The organism is Pseudomonas sp. F9001, assembly GCF_013385435.1.
Classification (GTDB): Bacteria; Pseudomonadota; Gammaproteobacteria; order Pseudomonadales; family Pseudomonadaceae; genus Aquipseudomonas.
The window spans coordinates 1-17,577 of sequence record NZ_JACAPX010000041.1 but is presented as its reverse complement, the minus strand read 5'-3'; the positions used below and the strand labels follow the sequence as shown (position 1 = coordinate 17,577).

Sequence of the window (17,577 nt, the reverse complement as noted above, 5' to 3'; positions counted from 1 at the left end):
CAAAGTTGCAACTTGCATGGCTGACTGTCCACTTGAGTTAGTGCGGGTCAATATATTGCGCAGCCGGGCGGCACACTTTCGGGTGCCGTCTCACGCACGCTTCAGTTACTTGGGCATTGCCCAGGATTGCAACTGGTAGCCATCTTTGTCGAGTTCGGCACGGGCCTGCAACAGCAAGTTCTCAAGCTGTGCCGGGTCGGTATAAGTGCTGGAAGACAGCTGCTTGCTACCGATACGGGTATTGGTGCGGTCGATGACGCTCAGGCTCAGGGCGCCGTTGCCATCGTGCCAGGCCACACATTGAAAGGGCTGGAAGGCACGGTCTGCGATCAAAAGAGCTTCGTTGATGCGGAGCGGGGCGTTCATGGGGTCTTCTCTCTAAATGCCCATTCAAGTGGAAGCCGTTGGTTGGGCGTGCCTAACGACTGGTTACTTGTACTGATGCACGATCACCGGGTGCGGGTCACATGTTAGAAGAAGATTTTTTAACTTTCCCTGATTAAAGTCATGTAAGGGGCTATTTTGAAAGCCTCATGAAAGTTATGCCGCGGCAATTGACCGCACCCGACTGACATAAAAGACCCGGTTCGTTCGCGACTTATAGCGAATCGGTACAAAGGGTGCGTCAAGATCTTGCTAGGGTTACCAGCAGACTTTGCAAATAGTTGTTTTTAAATAACTTTAACGATTTTGACGCCAAGGAATAGTCATGATTGTTACACCTGCCCCGCGCCGCCTGCTTGTGGTCGATCCCTGTGATGACTGCCATCGGCTATTGCCCGGTTTGCGCGCAGCGGGGTGGGACGTGGACAACTGCGCCCTCGAGTCGGTGGGTGAGCGCTCCTGTGACGTGGGTTTGTTGCGCCTGCAGCCGTTTCACCTGGAGCGACCCGAAGCGGTCAAGGAACTGATCAGCCGCAGCGGCACCGAGTGGATTGCGGTGCTTAACCAGGAAGTGCTGCGCCTGCAGAATGTCGGCGATTTTGTCTGTGAGTGGTTCTTCGACTTCCATACCTTGCCGTTTGATGTGTCACGGGTGCAGGTCACCCTGGGCCGCGCCTTCGGCATGGCGCGCCTGCGGGGCAAGGGCAACAACGCGCCTGCGGGCCAGCCGGAACACGAGTTGCTGGGGGACAGCCGTCCCATCCGGGAATTGCGCAAGCTGCTCGCCAAGCTGGCGCCCACTGAATCCCCGGTGTTGATCCGTGGCGACAGCGGCACCGGCAAGGAATTGGTCGCGCGTACCTTGCATCGCCAATCCCAGCGCCATGCCAAGCCGTTTGTGGCGATCAATTGCGGGGCGATTCCCGAACACCTGATCCAGTCCGAACTGTTTGGCCATGAGAAGGGCGCCTTCACCGGTGCCCATCAGCGCAAGGTGGGGCGGATCGAGGCGGCGCACGGCGGCACCCTGTTTCTCGATGAGATCGGCGACTTGCCCATGGAGCTGCAAGCCAACCTGCTGCGTTTTCTCCAGGAAAAACAGATCGAGCGAGTCGGCGGCAGCCAGCCGATTGCGGTGGATGTACGCGTGTTGGCGGCCACCCACGTCGACCTGGAAGCCGCGGTGGCAAAGGGCACTTTTCGCGAAGACTTGTATTACCGGCTCAACGTCCTGCAAGTGGTCACCGCGCCGTTGCGCGAGCGCCACGGTGACGTGGCGATGCTGGCCAACCATTTTTCACACTTCTACAGCCAGGAAACCGGCCGCCGTCCCCGCAGCTTCAGTGAAGACGCACTGGTGGCCATGGGCGAGCACGGTTGGCCGGGCAATGTGCGCGAGTTGGCCAACCGCGTGCGGCGGGGCCTGGTACTGGCGGAAGGGCGGCAAATCGAAGCCGTTGATCTGGGATTGCAAAGCCAGCAGGCAATCGCGCTGCCGATGGCTACACTGGAGGATTACAAGCACCGTGCCGAACGCCAGGCACTGTGCGATGTGCTCAACCGGCACAGCGACAACCTGAGTGTCGCGGCGCGTGTGCTGGGGGTTTCCCGGCCGACGTTCTACCGGTTGCTGCACAAACACCAGATCCGCTAGGGCGGGTAAACCGAAAAGCCCCGCAACGACCCTTATCGTTGCGGGGCTTTTCCCGTTGTCATGCCTTAAAAGTAATACGGGAACTTCAGGCTGAAGCTGAACGACGGCGCATCCGGTGTGATCCCGATGGCCAGGTTCGGCACGATGGTCAGGTTGTCGCTTGCCGCAATCGTCATGCCCACGTTGAAGTAACCCGCGTTGGCGTCGCTGGAAACCACTGACTGCCAGTCGCCGCCATCCGGCTTGAGCTTGCTCTTGCGTTGCACCAGGTCGGACACCGAGAACGACATACTCATCTTCTCGTTCAGCGCAAACGCCACGCCAGCGCCGATCTGGAAGCTGTCGCCCAACTGCACTTTCCCCGGGGTCTTCTGGCCGACCTGGGAGCTGATATCGCTGAACGAGTCTTCGAAGTTGTGGGTGTACGACAGCGAGCCAAACAATACCGCCGGGTCGAAGGTCTTGACCAGCGAGATACCCGGCGTGATCGACCACACACCGTTGCCGGTGGGCAGGCTCTCCGGCACGAAGAGGTTGGTGTTGCTGGATGACTGGACCAGCTTGATCCCAAACGGATCTTCGCCGGTGGGCGCCTTGACCCGCACCGACACCACGGCATCCGGCAGGTTGACGCTCTCGTCGAGGAATTTGTAGGCAATCCCGAAGTTGACGTCGCCGATAGTCGGGTCACGCGTGACCGATTGTTCCGAGGTCGCGGTGCCGCTGCCACCGTTGGCACCACCGGACTGATAGGTCGACTCGCGGTACACCACCGGCACGTTTATATCGAACTGCCAGCGGTTGTCGAGGTTGTAGCGGCCCGTGAGGTCGACGGTCCAGTTATCCGACTTGATCCGGTCCAGGTTGATGTTGCCGAGGAAGATCGAGTCCAGCGCCAGGAAGCCGTTGAGGGTCAACTGGCGGGCATCGTAGCGGGAATAGGTGACGCCGGTTTCAAAGCTGAACTTGCCGTTGCCAAAGAACCCGCTGGCCTCGTTATACAAGTTGCTCACGCTCTGCGCCGGGGCCGAATCATCCTTGAGGGACTGGCCGTAGGACGCGCCACCGGCTGCACCGCCCGAGGCCGCCGCCGCGCCGACTCCCGGCGTGTTGCCGGCCACCGTGGTGCCGCCTTTCTGGAAGTCTGCCGGGGATTTGGCGAGGCGCTTGGGCGGCGGCGCCACCGGTTGTTCTTCCACCTGGCGTACCCGTTGTTCCAGCACCGCCAGTGCTTTTTGCTGCACTTCGTAGCGTTGCTTGAGCTCCAGCAATTCCTTTTTCAATGTGTCTATGTCGGTGTCCGGCGCGGCATACAACATGGATGCGGGCAGGAGCGTGCTTAAACAAATTACGGCACGTAACGATAGCGATCGATGCATGGAATAAGCCGTCCCTTTCTAATGCGCAAGTGTCGAGGCACAGCGTAGTTCAATAACCGTTAGGGCGTAGGCCCCTGAGTTGATTCAGGTTCAGGTTCTGCCCCAAATTGTTCAAACCGTTGTTGCCCAGCACCACATTGAGTTGGGTCATGTTGCTGACGAAGTTGCTGTTACCCTGCAAAACCGTGCCTTGCAGGACATTCCCGGCGCCGATCTGCTGCAACGAATTGCCCTGATTGTTGTTGGCCAGGATCGCCATTTGCAGCCCGCCATTGGCGGCCGACACCGTGACCTGGCCGGCACCCGTGCTGCCGGTGACCGACTGGCCAGCCACCAGGGCTTGTCCGGACTGGACGACATTGGCCGGCGACAAGCCATTCTGGTTCACATTGATATTCACGTTATTGCTGGCGGTGTTGCCGTCGCCGGCGGCGCGCACGCTTTGGGTCACACCCTGGCCACTGCCCAGGCCGGCACCACCGACCACCGTGCCGGTGCCATTCGGCTGGTTGGGCGAGACTTTGGTGGGGCTGTCGGTTACCTGCACATAGAACTGCGGGGTGACGGTCGACGCGTTGACGTTCATGCTGGCCGAGCCGGTCACGCTGTCGCCGGCGGCATTGGTCCAGGTACTGCTCATCACGATGCCAAAACTGATGATCCGCCCCGGCATCACGTAGCGACCACGCAGGTCAGCCAGTTCCGAGTCCTTTATTTCAATCGGCTTGAACACCGATGACGCATAAGCGGGCATTGAGGCTGCCAGGCACATGACCGTCAGCCAACGGTAAGTGTTCATCGTTTGCTCCTGGAGCGTCCTGCCCCTTATTGCGCTTCTAGAAGAAGTCGCTCTGGATAAAACCGAAGTCCATCAATTCACTGTCCCGCACCGGACTGAACTCATTGATTCTGTTTTTCGCCGTCAGTGGGGTGGGCGGGTCGAGCAGCACGTTGGTCTTGTCATAACCTTCGCCCAATACCGCGAAGACGATGCCATTCCAGCCTTTGACGAAGTCGTCGCGGGCATAGCGTTTATGGCCCAGTACCGGGTCGCCGATGTACACCCAGTCCTTGTCGGCGCGCTGCATCACCACGAAGTGCTTGTAGCCGCGAATCTCCAGCAACACCACCACCGGGATCTTCACCGTGAGCAGGGTGTCTGCATTGATCCGGTAACCCCGGGCGCGCATCCCGATGCTTTCCAGGTAGCGCTTCATGTCCAGCATCGAAAAGCCCTGGGTACGCACCAGGTCCTGATCGGCGTTGACCAGCATGCCCTTGATGATGTGGTCTTCATCCACATCCATCCAGTAGGCCTGGCGCAGGATGGTGGCCAGGGCGGCGGCACCACAGCTGAAATCGGTTTTCTGTTCCACCAGGTTGGCGAACTTGCGTTCACGGATGCTCTCGACCTTCTTGAAGATCACGCCACCGCCGGGCATGGCGGCAATCGCCATTTGCCCCGCCCAAGTCGGGCCGGTGAGCAATAACAGGAGGGTGAGGGCGATGATCCGCATGATCGAATGGCCTGGAGGACACTGGAATAAAAAGGGGCCTTGTTGCCAAGGCCCCGTTGCATCAGAAACGTACGCCGGAGGAAATCACAGTGGTGTTGCCCTGCTGATTGCCCACGCCTGCAGCAATGTTGGCGCCCAGGTTGCCCGAAGAGCCATTAAGCGAGTTGTTGGCGCTGGCGTTGTTCACGACAGGCAGGTAAGTGTGGCTGCCCCATGGGCCAGACTGAGTGGCCACGGTATTGAGGAAGGTGTTGTCGACGCTGGTTTGAGTGGTGTTGCTCGAAGCAGCGGCGGCGGCACCACTGGCAGAAGCAATTGCCAGTTGGTTTTTCTGTTGGTTGAAGTTACCCGCGGCAACGCTCACACCCAGGTTGCCGGAGCTGCCGTTGGCCGAGTTGTTGAGCGAAGCGTTGTTGTGGGTAGCCACTTGCACCGAGACGTTGTTGCGGTTGTCTTGGGTAATGGTAGCTTGGGCAAACACGGCATCTGCATCACCGGCCGCAATGGCGGTCTGGTTGTCTTGTTGGTTGCCATCACCGGCTGCGATGTTGGCCTGGGCGTTGCCGCTGCTGCCGTTCAACGAGTTGTTGGCCGATGCGTTGTTCTGGGTGCCCAGGTTGAGCACGCCGTTGTGGTTGCTCGATTGCGCGTCGGAAACGGCAGCTACCACGGCAGTAGGTGGGTTGGCATGTGCGGCGGCAGCCATGATTGCAGCGAGAGCGAACGCCAGTGGTTTAAGAGCCATTGTAGTTTTCATGGTATTTCCCCTTGCTTCTAATTAGTTGGTTAAGTGTTGGTACGGTCCAGCTTCGAGCTCCAATGAATCATTGGATTTGCACATTCAGGGCGTTAGCCATGCGGTTCCCCACCCCGGCACTCTGATTCACCTGTACCACTCCACGGCTGCCGGTGAAGGCCTGGTCGCTTGTGACGACCTGGCGGCTGCCAGTGGTAGAGGTGAACCCTGAGTTTGGTGACAGCGCCACGTTCTGTTGCGACATGACGCTGTCGTCGATGCTTTGCGGGCCAGCATTCACGCTGATCCGCACCGCATTGATCATCTGGTTGCTGGCCCCGGCCGACTGGTTGACGCCCAGTACACCGCTGCCATTGCTGAAAGAGCTGCCCTGGATCGCCACCCTGGCGTTCTGGGAGCGATCGGCCGGTGCGCCGCCGATGGTCTGGCTGAGGGCGCCGCCCGCCTGGGAGTTGCTGCCCGCCGAAATCGCGCGGCTGTTGAGCTGTTGTTGCTGATTGCCGGCCGCCTGGTTGATCGAGACGATGCCGTTGTATTGCTTGCCGGAGTTGTCGATCACTGCGCTGTTGTCAGCCATGGCCGCCGAGCAGCCCAGGATCGCCAGGAACAACCAGGAATGGTTCATCTCACTGGCCTCCCATCAGGCTGCCGATATTGTTCAAAGGCGCCATGCCGCGGGAGATTGAGCCATTGATCTGCCCCGAGAGGCTGGAGCCGCCACCATGGCCGGCCGCTGCGCCGCCACCGAGGCCTACGCCACCCCCGTTGTTGGTCAAGCCGGGAAGGTTGCCGCCGGGCAGGATGGCGCGAGTGATGCTGGAGCCGCTGCTGATGTTGGCGTAGTCGTTGTCGCTCAGCTCGCTGGTGGCCCGCAGGATCTGTGGAGAAGAATTGGCATTGACGGTGACCGGGTTGGGGTCGACGCCAGCGGTGCGGCCAGCCATGTGGCCCTGGACGGTGCGCTGAATCACGATCACACCGTCGCCTGCCGCGAGCACTGGGAGGCTCACGCTGGTACTCAGTACACAGCTGATCAGCAGAAGGCTCAACGAGCCTGGATTAAGTGTCTTCACGACGGCATTCCTTATTCTTGGCGCTGACCCTAAACAGCGCTGTCAGGAAGAGAGCAGGAGCTGTGCCGCTTTTGAATTTGTGATGACATTCATGGGGTTATGAGCGCGGGGGAAAGAATGGGCAGTGGATGTGTTTCAACTGTGAGACAGCGGGCCCTTGTCCAGCCCGCCTGGCAGGTGTCTCAGGGATGAAACACTGCGCGCCGTAAACCCGGCACTCCGCAGCCGGCTGTCAGCTCAGCCGGTGCAAGTGTTTCAAAAATGGACGATTTGACGCAGGCAGCATCCGGGAGGAGGGCGCAGGCCCATGACCCTGGCTCAGCTCTTTGGGGTTTTACGCGGAATGGAATTGAGCACGGGGTTGCCGTCCTGGTTCTGGGTCAGGTAGACCGGCAGGACCTTGGGCAGGGAGGGGACGAGGTTGGACACCTCGTTGATGTTGTAGATGCCACCAATGCGGATCGCGCCGGTGCCGGCGTCGGCCAGCATCACCGGTTTGCTCAGGTAGCGGTTGATCAACGGCAACGCGTCGGCCAGGGCCAGATTGTCGAGGATCAGCTTGCCGTCACGCCAGGCCAGGGCGGTGTCGCCCGGGGCAATCGGCTGGGCCAGGGGGCTGGCGTCGCCACGGTTGTAGCTGGCCTGCATCCCGGGTGACAGGCGCAGGCCGCTGTGGGCGTCGTCGCTGCTCACCAGCACCGAGCCTTGCAGCAGCATGACCCGCACATGGTCTTCGTATTTCCAGACATTGAACTGAGTGCCGGTCACCCGAACCTGGCCGTCACCGGCGTGGACGATAAACGGATGCTGCGCGTTATGGCTGACCTTGAAAAACGCCTCGCCTTTTTTCAGGGTAACCCGGCGCTGATCCTTGAAATTGCTGTAGACCAATTCGGTGCCCAGGTTCAGTTCAACCTGGCTGCCGTCGTCAAGGGTGACCAGGCGCAAGCTGTTTTCAGCTTCGTAATGGTTGTACGAGCTGGGCAGCCAGCCCGCTTCCCAGCCGGTAAAGGCCGCCAGTGGCAAGGCCACCAGGCATATCGCCGCCGCTACCGCGTAGTTCCTCAAACGGCTGCGAGGTTGTCGTCGCGCCATGACGGGGGCCGGCTCGCTGCGGGGCAAGTGATCGGCGACGTCCCAGATTTCCAGCATCGCGGCGTATTCGAAGGCATGCAGTGGATGCGCATCGTGCCACTGCTCGAAGGCCTGACGCTCCGCCGTCGTGCAATCGCCAGCGTGCAGACGCATGCACCAGTGCGCAGCGGCATCGGTGATGGCGTCATATTCGGCTTCTGATAGGGACTTATCTGTCATTAACTCATCCTGATTTCCGACATTCTAACCTCCACAGCAGGACGGCGAGAACAGCCATCATGGCGAATGCACATCAATTGGAACTAATTCTCGTCTGCAGGGCCCTAAAAAATTCAGGACCGGTAACACTCATTCCCTAATGGAGCACGAAAATGCTTAAGAAAACCTTAGCCGCCGTTGTCGCAACCACCGCCTTGCTCAGTGCTGGAGCCGCCCTGGCGGACAAACCGGGCGCAGGCTGGATCACCATTGAAAAAGCCATCGAGACCGCCAAGACCAAGGCTGGTTACGTCCAGATCTACAAGATCGAAGCCGATAACGATGGCTACTGGGAAGGTGAGGGGCGCAAGGCCGATGGCGTGGTCTACGAGTTCCGCATCGACGGTGAGTCGGGCAATGTGTTGCGCGATCAGAAAGACTGAATGAACTGACGGGTGCGGGCGTTCGGCCCGCACCCTGTCTGTTACGGTGTGGCTTCGGCAATCGAAGGCACGGGGTCCAGCTGGCGCCCCAGGGTGGTGATCAGCAAGGTCAGTGAGTCGGCGTTATCCATCTGTGTGTTGAACCGCCGCGTCAGGTTGGTTTTGAAAATTCCCCGCGCATTGCTCAAGTCCACGCCTCCGGTCGTGGCAAGAATCTGCTGCCTGATGTAGTCATCTTCCGGGTCGGTCCCCAGGTCGAATCCGGTAGGCCCCCACGCGTCCGTTGATTTGAACAATTGCCCAACAGGCGTGTTGATCGAGTACGCATTCTCCTGCACGTTGCGCAGCCAGTCCTGAAGAACGCGACCGGCTTGGGTCTGTACTTCAATCAGGTCGGAAAAAGGTGATGTGGAATTGAGGTACGCGACGTCGGCGGTATTGCTCACGATATGAGTCAACTCATGAATCAAGGTGGCCGCGCGGGCATGGGCTCTTTGGTCGAAGTGATTGATCAGGCGCCCTTCGAAATCGGCCGTAGGGGGGTTGAAGAAGTTTTCAGTGAGGTAGATGCGTCGATCCGGGTCGCCGTCGATGGTAAACGCCCAATGCCGTTCGGGTTCGGCAATATGCGCACCGGAGACGAAACGCCGGGAATTGAGCGAGTAGAGTGCCGGCTCCAGCGCCTCATCGAGAATGTCGGTCACCGTGTCCATGAGCTTTTGCGCGAGGGTTGGCGGAAATTTGGCCGGGCCGGTGTCGGCGTCTATCGGGATGCCGAAGAAGCGGTTGATAAAGCGATGCACCCGGGTCACGGGCGGATACTGGTGGTCGAGCAGCTTCAGGTTCTGCTGGCAGTTGTGCAGGTAGAAGGTTGCCAGGTCCAGTGCCTCGACGATCGCCTGGGCCCTGGAGGGCGACACACGCCGAATCTCGGCCAGGCCGCGGGCCTCGACGTTCATCACCTGGTCCACGGCTGTCCGCACCTCACGGCGGTCCATCATTGCACTCCATCCGGGGCCGTGGCGGCGAACCGATGCGCCCGGGTCCAGGGTCCATTTGCGGTTGGCATCCAGGCGCACAAACGGTCCTTTGGACCGCGCACTGAAAAGCCGCCAATGGCCTTCGACCTGCCTGGCGCGGTAGACCTTGCCTGCGCACGGCAGGTAATGCCGGTTGTCCGTCGCTGTGTAGACGCCCGTGTTGCCTGCCGTCAGGCCCTCCAGGCTGATGTCGCAGGCTTCGTACGCTTGCAGCCGGGTTCGGGCCCGGGCGGTGACGTCGATGTCGTGCCAGGCACTGGCCGTTTGCGTCGGCGCGGGTTGCGCGGGGGCGGTGCCTGGTGTCGAGGGTTCATCCATCAATGCGCGGATCGAAGCCATTTGCGCGACACCGCCGATGAAGGTTTGCAGCGCCTCGCGCCAGCGGTGTTGCTGCAAATCTTCGGCAGAGGCCTGGAACAGTTTGTAGCTTTGCCAGATCACCAGCGGCACCATCAGTTTGCCCGGCAGCAACGCCTGCGCGTGCTGCAGTCCGCTGCTGAACAAGGCTTTGAGGGTGTCCCAGGCTGACCGGCCGTTGGCCTGGGATTGCTGTTCAAACAGGTTCGAGATCAATCCGATGTTGTCGCGGTACAACTGCTTGAGCGCGTGGCCCTTGATCGGATTGGCCCCCAGGGTGATTTCCGAGGTTCCCCCGACCGTGCTGGCCCAGAGGTGTCTATACGTGGCTTGCTCAGCCTCTGGCAGGCGACCGATCACCCAGTCCTGCAAGGGGCCGGGCAGGTTGAGCCGGCGAATCAGATCCGCCTCGTTGTCGAACTCCTGGAACGCCTGTTGCGGCCCATAGGGCGCATACATCACCAGCGGAGTGCTTTCGACGGCACTGATCAAGTAGACCCCAAGGGCCTTGATGGACCGGGCCCCCGCCGTTGCGATCAACTCCAGCGGACGCACTGTCGAGGTCGCGCCCTCGACCGCTGCGCGGGCGAGCGCGTCCGGCATGTCGAGGACCTGTTCGACCAGGCTCAGGCCCGCAGGTGATAACAGTTCCTGCAGCCTCAGCGCGTGGGCATTTTGCAACAGTTGCCAGGGCAGTTGCCGAATAAACCGGCGCTCCCGCACGTCTGCGCCCGGCTTGCCCGGGGTGAGTTTTTCGACCAGGCAAGCCTGGTGGTCCTGCTTGAGGGGCAGGCGCGCGAGGATCTGGCGCACCACAGCAGGTGTCAGGCCGGCGGCTGTGGACTCGACATCGAATGCAGCAGCTTGCTGGCTGACGTGATTGAGGGCGTAGTCCACCAGGTTCTGCCGCTGGCCGGCCAATACCAGCTTGGGCAGGATGTAGACGTCTTGCGGGCGCACGTCATAGGGCTGCAACAAGTCGATGAGCTTGCTGCCGAGATACGCTGGCAGCGGCAGGAAATCGTCAAGGTAGTCCTTGTCGTCCGTGAGGCTGTGGCGGTATTGCTCAAGGATTTCGACATGGCGACGCTGTTGGCTGACAGACGCCATCCCCAGCCAGGCGGGCAGTGATTGTTGTGCCATGAAGGTCTGGGCGATTTGTGAGGCATGGCCCAGGTCGTTGGCCGGCAAGGCCTTTTCGAGCCCCCCGAGACGCTTCAGCAAGGCGTCCCCTGAGAGCGTCAGGGTGAGGCAGTGAGCCCGTTGTGCCCGGTAATGATCAATCCAGGACTGCTGGCAGTGCTGTGCGACCGCGCCATTGATCAGCATGAACTGACCGAGTGCGCAGGCCTGGTGCGGTTTGAGATAGCGCGGGTCGAGATTGGCCAGTAGCTGCCTGCGAAGGTCCGGGGCGGCCAGTCGTCGTTGCAGTTCTGTCTGCAATTGGCTGACGTTGGCGAAACTCTCCAGGCCGCGCGCCGGCGTCCACAGCACGGCCCGGCCTGAGTGGGACGGGTCCAGGCCGCCGCGTTCGGTGAGCATCAAGCAATGCGCCAGGGGCACCCGTTGCGTCAGGCCCTCAGGTTCGACGGTCAACGCATAGGCATCCGGGATGAATCCACCCAGGCCCTGGCGCCGGCGGCGATCAGGGTGTTGAAGATCAAACACCGTCTGCGCGATCGCCTCATCACGCGCGTCCAGGCTGTTGTTGAGGCGCCTGAGCCTGGCTTCGCCCTGGATCGCCACCGCCATGGCATGGGCCATCGGCGCCTTGAGCTGTTCCAGGTATTCGCGGGGAATATCGGCAATGTTGGAGTGATGAAACTTGACCAGTGCGGCATCGAGCGCCGCGTTGGCTTGCGCTATGTCCAGGCCGCCCAGCGGTGTGACAGCCCCATCGACCTGGCTGGCGTAAAGGCCATAGTGCGGCGTTTGCGGAATCGGCCCGCGCTTGTGTATCAGGCGCGCAAGAAAGTAACTGCGCAGGCTCTGGCTTTCCAGGGGCGCAGTGGCGGGTGTCGCGCTTGCGCTGGCGGCGTAGCGATTGACGTAGATCTTGCCGGGATCGTGGCCAGCCAAGTCGCGGCGGTTGAACTCGGCGGTGAGCGCCTGATTGACGGTGTTGGCCAATGTGGGTTGCGCTCGCACCTGGGTTGCCAGCGTGTCCTGGATATCGGTCATCTGCTTTTGCAGCAGGGCGGCACGTTCGGCGGCCAGCGACACCGGGCGAGTCGGGTCGGCCAGTACCGAATGAGGCGTCCAGCGTCCCGCGGTATCCAGGCCCGGGAGGTGGCTGTCGACCATGTACCGCACATCCAGCGCGTAGTCGAGCAAGGCGGAAGGGTCAATGCCGGCGCGGGTGCGTCGGTACAGATCTAGCGCGTAGCGTAGGTTCTGTTGCTGCTTGCCGATGATGGTTTCGAGCACCTGCTCAAACAGATTGCCGGCGATGGGAGTACCGGAAAACTGCGGCGTCTTGAACCCCACAAACAGCGCCCGCTCCTCCAGGGACATCAGGTTGTAGAGGTCGTCTTCATAGCCTGGCGCCTTGACCATGGCCTTGAGGGTGTCCATCAGGTCGTCGTAGGTCCCGAGCACCTGCAGGCCCTTCTCGGGGGTGTAGAGAAAGGTCTGCGAATTGCCGATCATCAAGGTGCTGGCCAGCTCGACGGCGTTGCTCGGCTGCTCCCATATCTGTACGTTCTCGACGCGCAGCGTCTGGCTGTTCGGGGGGGCCTCGTTACCCCGGGAAGAGTACAGCGCTGCCAATGCCCGGCTTTGCTCCGGACTGATGATGGATTGCTGGCGCTTGAACAGCAGATCCAGTTGCGCATTGGCGGCCATGGCCCGGGCGAACCAGGCCCGACGCGACACGCCCGGTGCGATCTCGCTGTTCCAGAACGTCTCCAGTGCACTGTGCAGGAACGGGATCAGTTGGCCGGCTGCTTGTTTGATCGCGGTTTCCCAACGCTGCGTGTCGCGGGCCTTGGCGTCGGCAGGCCGCTTGGGGTGGAAGAACTCCCGGGTTTGCCCGGCGGGCCAGGCTTGTTCACGGTAGTACAACAGCACCGCGTCATTGAGTTGCAGCGAGTCGAGCCAGCGAGGCACCATGTACCCAACGGGCTGTATGGCGAAAAAACTCACGTGGGCTTCGCCGGGGCTGAGCCCGGGGAACAGTGGGCGGCAGACGCTTTCGAGCAGTTTTGAAAGCAGGGCGCCGAGGGCGGGCAACTGTTTCAACGCCGCCAGCAGCGCCTGGCGATTATTCTCCTGATAGCGCCTGAGGGTTTTTTCCTGTTCACCCAATACGTCGTCGAGCATGGCCTCCGGTGTCAGCACCAGTCGGTTGTCGAGTAGCGGCGATGGTTGTTGCTGCAAGGGCAGGAAGTACAGCAGTTGCGTGGCGCTGTCCGGGGTTTTCAAGCGCTCGGTCAGTGCTGTCAGCAAGTGGGCGGGGCTGTCGAATTTTTCCAGGCCGCCGTACGGGGTGTAGAGCCAGGCATGTGGGTAGGCGCTGGTTGAACTCATCATGAAGCTGCCGGCCAGTTCGACGGCATTGGCAGTGCTTTTATTCAACCAGATACGCTGCGCGATCATTGGCGGCGACTGTTGGCGACGGCCTGCATCGCTGGCAAAAAACACCTTGCCGAGAAACTCGATGTCCCTGCTGTCGATGTTCAGCTGGCGCTCACGGTCCAGCGCCCTCCAGCCCACGCGCATGGCTTCGGGGAAAAAATACGGGAGAGGGGTGTGGCTCATCATCCTGATCCTTGAAGAGTTGCGTGCCTGCAACCTATCCAGGCCTGGCGCCACGAGGGGCTAGATATGTCTGGCGCTCCCTGTCGACAGCCATGGGGCAAACCCTGTCTAATCGACGGACCGATTCTTGTACGCTGTTGCCCATTCCAATAATTAAACGGGAGCTTCAGATGTCTGCATCGCCTTTGGATGTCGAGTCTTCATCAGAGCGACTCAGTTATGCGCAATTGACCGACCTGCTGCGCCAGGTGTTTGTCCGCCACGGTACGTCGGCCGATGTGGCCCAGGTGCTGGCCGAGAACTGCGCCAGCGCCGAGCGCGACGGTGCCCACAGCCACGGTGTATTCCGTATCCCCGGTTACGTCTCGACCCTGGCCAGTGGCTGGGTCAACGGCAAGGCGGTGCCGGTGGTCGAGGATGTGGCCAGCGGATTTGTGCGAGTGGATGCCGGCAACGGCTTCGCCCAGCCCGCACTGCAAGCCGCTCGTGCGCTGTTGGTGGAAAAGGCCCGCAGTGCCGGGATTGCCTTGCTGGCGATCCATAACTCCCATCACTTCGCGGCGCTTTGGCCGGATGTCGAGCCTTTTGCTGAAGAAGGCCTGGTGGCCTTGAGCGTGGTCAACAGCATGACCTGCGTGGTGCCCCACGGCGCCGACCGCCCGCTGTTCGGCACCAACCCCATTGCCTTCGCCGCGCCCCGCGCCGATGGCCTGCCGATCGTGTTTGACCTGGCCACCAGCGCCATCGCCCATGGCGACGTGCAGATTGCCGCGCGCAAGGGCGAGCGCTTGCCACCCGGCATGGGCGTGGACAGCCTCGGCCAGCCGACCCAGGACCCCAAGGCGATCCTCGAAGGCGGCGCGCTGTTGCCGTTTGGCGGGCACAAGGGGTCGGCCCTGTCGATGATGGTCGAGCTGCTGGCCGCGGCCCTCACGGGCGGTAACTTCTCGTTTGAGTTCAACTGGTCCGATCACCCCGGCGCCCGCACCCCATGGACCGGGCAACTGCTGATCGTGATCGACCCGAGCAAGACCGCCGGGCAGAGCTTCGCCGAGCGCAGCCAGGAATTGGTGCGACAGATGCATGCGGCAGGGTTGCGGCGTTTGCCGGGGGACAGGCGCCATCGCACACGGGCGAAGTCGCAGGCAGGCGGAATTGAGATCGAAACGCAGGAATTGAGTCGGTTGCGGGTGTTGGCACAGGCGTGAAGCGCGCTGCGCCCGGGGAGGGCGCAGCCGTTGCATCAGATCAGTTGCGGCGGCCCAGCAACAGGCCGACTACCAGGCCAAACCCGGCGGAAATCGCCACGGTCTGCCATGGATGGCCACCGATGTAGGTTTCGGTGGCATCCACCACCGGCTTGCTGCGCTCGCGCACATTGGACACCGAGTCCAGCGCCTGCTTGAGCTTGATGGCGACCTGTTCACGCAGGGTTTCACCTTCTTCCCCCACCAGTGACGCGCTGCTTTTGAGCAGCTTGTCCGATTCTTCGATCAGTGCGGTCAGTTCACTGAAGGCTTGGTCCTTGATTTGGTCTTCGACGGCTTGGGCGGCAGATTTGCGAGCCATTGGGTTAACTCCTTGCGGGTGAATGTGGCAATGAATGCGCTTGATGAAGAATGGAGTGTTTGAAGCGGGCAAAAGTTGCAGTTTTTTTCCTGTGGTCAGCTTAGGAGAAATCCAGGCCAGGAAATTTCAACCTACAGTGTAAGATGTCACCTATTTGTGCAGCAGGTAATTCAACATGAGCTTCAATCTGGCCAACAAGCCCCTCGCCGAGCGCGCCGCGCTGGAAGATGAAAAGTCCCGTCTCTACGACCTCTGGCAAAGCAACCTGGGCAAGGCCAAGGGTGAGGCCGCCCGCCTGTTTGGCGAACGCGCCAAGCGCAAGGGCAAATGGGCCGAATGGGTGCGTGCAGAACTGGACGGCATGTCACCGCCGGAGTTCTCGAACATGGTGCGCAGTGAAGTCAATCGCCTGATGGCGGCGAAGTAAAACAAGCCTCGATTGCCTCGCGCACCTTGAGCAGCAACGGATCCAGTTGCGCCTGGGTGCGCCAGCCCAGCTCCACCGGGTAACGCGGCAGCGCCAGCGGGCAAGGCAGCTCCCTCAGTCCGGTCATCTGCGCGATGGCCTGGGCCGCATGGCCGGGGATGGTCGCCACCGCCTGGCTGCCCTTGAGCAGGAACGGTAGCGCCGCGAAGTGCGTGGTCGAGGCACCTACGTGGCGGCTCAGCCCCTGCGCGGCCAGGCCCTCGTCGGTGATCCCGATAAACCCGCCGGATGACACCAGCACATGCTCGCGCCTGACGAACTCGTCGAGGTCGATGGCCTGTTGTCCCGGCGCCAGGCTGTCGGGGTCCACCAGGCACGCGTAATGGCCTTCCCCCAATACCTGCCGGCTCAACCGGCGCTCGGCAAACCCGCCGGCGGTGATTGCCAGGTCCAGGCTGCGGTCGAGCAGGGCGTCGGCAACGATCTGGCTGTGGGTCTGGCGGAACATCAACCGCAGCTTTGGCGCACGCCGGGCAATCTCTTCAATCAGCCGCCGGCCGTAGGCGATTTCGAAATCATCCGATAACCCCACCACCACCGAACGGCCCTGATAGTGATTGCCCAGGGGATCCACCATCGCCAGGCTCTGGCGGCAGCGATCCAGGGCTTCGCTGATCACCGGCTTCAACTGATTGGCCCGCAAGGTGGGCGCCAGGCCCCGGCCGGTACGCACGAACAACTGATCGCCGTACACATCGCGCAAGCGGCGCAGGGCTGCACTGATCGCCGACTGCGTGACGCCAAGGCGCAGGGCGGCACGGCTGGCACTGGATTCGTCGTGCAGGGCCTCGAAGGTTTTCAGCAGGTTGAGATCGACGTTGGCGATATTCATATGGCTCATATCAGTTAGCAGCGAAGCGGGCTTTATTCATGATTGCCGCTGGCCGGAGAATGGGCAACCCCCATTGATACGGAGTGATCGTGATGCCTGTTTCTACTGTGGCTGCGCTGCAAATCGGTTCCTTGCCGGGTGGCAAGGCTGAGACCCTGGAACAGATCCTGTCCTACGAGGACGAAATCCTGCGCAGCGGTGCGCAACTGGTGGTGATGCCGGAAGCGTTGCTCGGGGGTTATCCCAAAGGTGAGGGCTTCGGCACCCAGCTGGGGTATCGCCTGCCTGAAGGGCGTGAGGCCTTTGCGCGGTATTTTGCCAATGCGATTGATGTGCCGGGCGTGGAGACCGAAGCGCTGGCCGGCTTGTCGGCGCGCACCGGGGCGAGCCTGGTGTTGGGCGTGATCGAGCGCAGTGGCAGCACGTTGTATTGCACGGTGCTGTATTTCGAACCGGTGGGCGGGTTGGTGGCCAGGCATCGCAAATTGATGCCTACCGGCACTGAGCGGCTGATCTGGGGCAAGGGTGATGGTTCGACGTTGCCGGTGGTTGATGCCGCGGTAGGGCGCATCGGCGGCGCCGTGTGCTGGGAGAACATGATGCCGTTGTTGCGCACCGCGATGTACGCCAAGGGTGTGGAAGTGTGGTGCGCGCCGACGGTGGATGAGCGGGAAATGTGGCAGGTGAGCATGCGGCATATTGCTCATGAGGGGCGGTGTTTTGTGGTGAGTGCGTGTCAGGTGCAGGCGTCACCCCAGGCGTTGGGGGTGGAGGTGGCGAACTGGCCGGTGGATCGGCCTCTGATCGCGGGGGGCAGTGTGATTGTCGGGCCCATGGGGGACGTTCTTGCCGGGCCATTGCTCGGTGGGGCGGGGTTGCTGGTGGCGCGGATTGATACGGATGATTTGGTGCGGGCGCGGTATGACTATGATGTGGTTGGGCATTATGCCCGGCCGGATATTTTCGAATTGATCGTGGATGAGCGTGCTAAACCCGGTGTGCGGTTTTTGGGTTGAGTACATATCCGTTATTT

Annotated in this window: 16 protein-coding genes; 5 read left to right on the top strand and 11 right to left on the bottom strand. The window is 61.3% G+C overall.

Going from position 1 to position 17,577, the window contains the following annotated elements:
• Window positions 1-105: 105 nt before the first annotated feature.
• Entirely contained in the window at window positions 106-366 is a 261-nt protein-coding gene (locus HX818_RS28310) for a hypothetical protein (protein ID WP_003217933.1), read from the bottom strand.
• Window positions 367-709: 343 nt separating this feature from the next.
• Between HX818_RS28310 and HX818_RS28305 the strand changes: the two genes are divergently transcribed.
• Window positions 710-2,038 carry a sigma-54 dependent transcriptional regulator gene (locus HX818_RS28305; protein ID WP_177021142.1) on the top strand — a complete coding sequence of 443 codons (1,329 nt, stop codon included), beginning with the start codon at window positions 710-712 and terminating at the stop codon, window positions 2,036-2,038.
• 65 nt (window positions 2,039-2,103) lie between these two features.
• On the opposite strand, the gene HX818_RS28300 is transcribed toward HX818_RS28305, so the two are convergent.
• The 7 genes from HX818_RS28300 to HX818_RS28270 form a co-directional block, all read right to left on the bottom strand.
• Window positions 2,104-3,417: an autotransporter domain-containing protein gene (locus tag HX818_RS28300; RefSeq protein WP_043224814.1), complete on the bottom strand. Its 1,314-nt coding sequence runs from the start codon at window positions 3,415-3,417 to the stop codon at window positions 2,104-2,106.
• 49 nt (window positions 3,418-3,466) lie between these two features.
• Entirely contained in the window at window positions 3,467-4,216 is a 750-nt protein-coding gene (locus HX818_RS28295; RefSeq protein ID WP_003217939.1) for a hypothetical protein, read from the bottom strand.
• Between the two features lie 37 nt (window positions 4,217-4,253).
• A complete protein-coding gene (locus HX818_RS28290; protein ID WP_003217941.1) occupies window positions 4,254-4,934 on the bottom strand; it encodes a C39 family peptidase in 681 nt (226 codons plus the stop codon).
• A gap of 61 nt (window positions 4,935-4,995) precedes the next feature.
• Complete coding sequence (locus HX818_RS28285; protein WP_177021152.1) at window positions 4,996-5,679, bottom strand: hypothetical protein; 684 nt, start codon at window positions 5,677-5,679, stop codon at window positions 4,996-4,998.
• A 79-nt stretch (window positions 5,680-5,758) separates the two neighbouring features.
• On the bottom strand, window positions 5,759-6,316 hold the full coding sequence (locus HX818_RS28280) for a hypothetical protein (protein WP_003217945.1): 558 nt from the start codon (window positions 6,314-6,316) through the stop codon (window positions 5,759-5,761).
• 1 nt (window position 6,317) lies between these two features.
• A complete protein-coding gene (locus HX818_RS28275) occupies window positions 6,318-6,764 on the bottom strand; it encodes a hypothetical protein (protein ID WP_003217947.1) in 447 nt (148 codons plus the stop codon).
• A gap of 318 nt (window positions 6,765-7,082) precedes the next feature.
• Window positions 7,083-8,078 (bottom strand): FecR family protein, encoded by a 996-nt coding sequence (locus HX818_RS28270; RefSeq protein ID WP_177021141.1) that lies wholly within the window; start codon window positions 8,076-8,078, stop codon window positions 7,083-7,085.
• A gap of 152 nt (window positions 8,079-8,230) precedes the next feature.
• On the opposite strand from HX818_RS28270, the gene HX818_RS28265 reads away from it, so the two are divergent.
• On the top strand, window positions 8,231-8,500 hold the full coding sequence (locus HX818_RS28265; RefSeq protein ID WP_003217951.1) for a PepSY domain-containing protein: 270 nt from the start codon (window positions 8,231-8,233) through the stop codon (window positions 8,498-8,500).
• A 41-nt stretch (window positions 8,501-8,541) separates the two neighbouring features.
• Here the strand turns inward: HX818_RS28265 and HX818_RS28260 are convergent, their stop codons facing one another.
• Entirely contained in the window at window positions 8,542-13,656 is a 5,115-nt protein-coding gene (locus HX818_RS28260) for a dermonecrotic toxin domain-containing protein (protein WP_177021140.1), read from the bottom strand.
• Window positions 13,657-13,826: 170 nt separating this feature from the next.
• On the opposite strand from HX818_RS28260, the gene HX818_RS28255 reads away from it, so the two are divergent.
• On the top strand, window positions 13,827-14,864 hold the full coding sequence (locus HX818_RS28255) for an Ldh family oxidoreductase (protein ID WP_134326783.1): 1,038 nt from the start codon (window positions 13,827-13,829) through the stop codon (window positions 14,862-14,864).
• Between the two features lie 40 nt (window positions 14,865-14,904).
• Here HX818_RS28255 and HX818_RS28250 read toward each other — a convergent pair whose 3' ends face one another.
• Window positions 14,905-15,225, bottom strand: coding sequence for a YqjD family protein (locus HX818_RS28250; RefSeq protein ID WP_003217958.1), 321 nt, complete (start codon window positions 15,223-15,225; stop codon window positions 14,905-14,907).
• Window positions 15,226-15,400: 175 nt separating this feature from the next.
• On the opposite strand from HX818_RS28250, the gene HX818_RS28245 reads away from it, so the two are divergent.
• Complete coding sequence (locus HX818_RS28245; RefSeq protein WP_003217960.1) at window positions 15,401-15,652, top strand: hypothetical protein; 252 nt, start codon at window positions 15,401-15,403, stop codon at window positions 15,650-15,652.
• Here HX818_RS28245 and HX818_RS28240 read toward each other — a convergent pair.
• Complete coding sequence (locus HX818_RS28240) at window positions 15,627-16,544, bottom strand: LysR substrate-binding domain-containing protein (protein WP_087694394.1); 918 nt, start codon at window positions 16,542-16,544, stop codon at window positions 15,627-15,629. The genes HX818_RS28245 and HX818_RS28240 overlap by 26 nt on opposite strands.
• 92 nt (window positions 16,545-16,636) lie before the next feature.
• Between HX818_RS28240 and HX818_RS28235 the strand changes: the two genes are divergently transcribed.
• On the top strand, window positions 16,637-17,560 hold the full coding sequence (locus HX818_RS28235; RefSeq protein ID WP_177021139.1) for a carbon-nitrogen hydrolase family protein: 924 nt from the start codon (window positions 16,637-16,639) through the stop codon (window positions 17,558-17,560).
• Window positions 17,561-17,577: the final 17 nt, after the last annotated feature.